Origin of the sequence: Nonomuraea sp. 10N515B (assembly GCF_052245915.1) — a bacterium.
GTDB lineage: Bacteria > Actinomycetota > Actinomycetes > Streptosporangiales > Streptosporangiaceae > Nonomuraea.
The window spans coordinates 1-1,888 of sequence record NZ_JBQQBQ010000174.1; the positions used below are offsets into that span (position 1 = coordinate 1).

A 1,888-nucleotide genomic window follows, 5' to 3' on the forward strand; every position below is an offset into this window, starting at 1 on the left:
CTAACGGGGCTTCGCCCCAGCCCGACGAGGCATCGGGGTTGTGGCTGAGGTGGGGGCTCCGGCTGGCGACGAAACGGTGACACGATGTGCCCGTTCATGTGCCGCATGTAGCGGTGGAGTAGCCCTTACAGGCCTAGTCGTCCAGCCGGAGCTCATCATGACGCTACCTCGTACTGTCGCCGACGTCCTGTCCGATCATGTCGTTTTCGAGATCGAGTCGATCGACCGGATGTACTTGAACCTGTATCAGCCCAGATTGCAGCACGGTGGCGGGATCGCGGCGTTCTTCATCGGGCATCGCGGGCACCGGTTCGCGTCCTCGGCGTTGATGGCGCCGATGACCGAGACGTTCGTCGCCAACCTCCACCACTACATCGCGGCGCACGGCCTGGACCTGGTGCATTTCCGCAAGGGACAACGCAAGGACGACCTCACCCAGCAGTACCTGGCTGCAGCAACTGAGGCGGCTGGACCGGACGGGCTGGTACCCGAACAGGTCTTGTATGTGGGGCGGGCACAGGAAAAGAACGCCGTGTTCCGTACCATCAAGCGGACCAACCCGGTGACCGGCGCGACCTTCCCATGGTTGGTACGCGACACCGCGATGGTCAACCACTTCTACCTCTACGCCGTCGATGACGACTTCGGCCCGATCTGTGTGAAGTTCTCCACCTACTTCCCCTACACCGGCCGGTTGATCATCAATGGGAATGAGTACGCCAAACGGCAAGCCGCCAAGGCCGGCATCGGCTTCACCTCGCTGGACAACGCCTTCGCCGCCATCGACGATCCGGCCGCGGTCCAGCGCATCTGCGACGGCCTGACCGCCGAGAAGATCGAAGCATTAGCCGCCAAGTGGCTGGCCCGACTGCCGCACCCCTTCACCGCCGAGGACATCGACGCCGGCTACACCTACCGGCTGTCGATGCTGCAGACGGAGTTCTCCCTCACTCAGATGCTCGACCGTCCGCTGTCGGGCCGGATCTTCTTTGAGCAGATGATCCGCGACAACCTCGACCTCGGACGTCCCGACAAGGTCAGCCTCATCTTCGACCGGAAGATCCTCCGCAAAGGCAAGAACGTCACCCCGGGCCGGTTCCGCACTCGGGTCCTCACCGAGGGCGTCGACCCGTCCGTCCACATCGACTACAAGAACTCAACGATCAAGCAGTACTTCAAGCAAGGACGGGCCCTGCGCACCGAGACCACCATCAACGACACCAGCGACTTCGCTCTGCCCAAAGGACTGTCTCATCTGCCCGCACTCGCGCAGATCGGCTTCACCGCCAACCGACGTCTCCTCGACGTTCAACGGATCAGTCACGACCCTGCCGACGGCGCCGCCGCCCTGACCGCCATCACTGTCCCGATCACCACCGCGACCGGCACCCGCATCGCCGGCCTGCGCCTGCTCGACCACCGAGTCCAAGCCCTGCTCACCGCCATCTGCGTCTTCCGTCTCCTGCCCCACGGTTTCACCAACCGCGACCTGCGACACCACCTCGCACCCCTGCTGGGGCGCCACCCCGAGGACATGACCAGCGGACAGATCGGCTACGACCTACGACGGCTGCGCGCCCACGGACTCATCACCAAAATCCCGCACACCCACCGCTACCTCCTCACACCCGACGGACATCGCCATGCCCGGTTCCTCACCCGCCTCACCCAGCGGTTCCTCATCCCCGGACTAGCCCAACTCAACGACCCAGACCCGCCACCCACCGCACGCCTGCGCGCCGCCGCCCACGCCTACGACACCGCGATCGACGACCTCGCCCAACAGGCAGGCCTCGCCGCCTAAACCCCGCCTAAACCAGCCCGTTCGAGCTCATTCGAACAAACTCCGGCTCACCATGACCGCCTCCGGGCGGCTAAGCCTTCTAGC

The 1,888-nt window shown here is 64.5% G+C and carries 1 protein-coding gene; it reads left to right on the forward strand.

Annotated features, from left to right (window positions below):
- Window positions 1-157: 157 nt before the first annotated feature.
- Window positions 158-1,804, forward strand: coding sequence for a hypothetical protein (locus ACTWQA_RS58840; RefSeq protein WP_443167468.1), 1,647 nt, complete (start codon window positions 158-160; stop codon window positions 1,802-1,804).
- The last annotated feature ends 84 nt before the right edge of the window (window positions 1,805-1,888 follow it).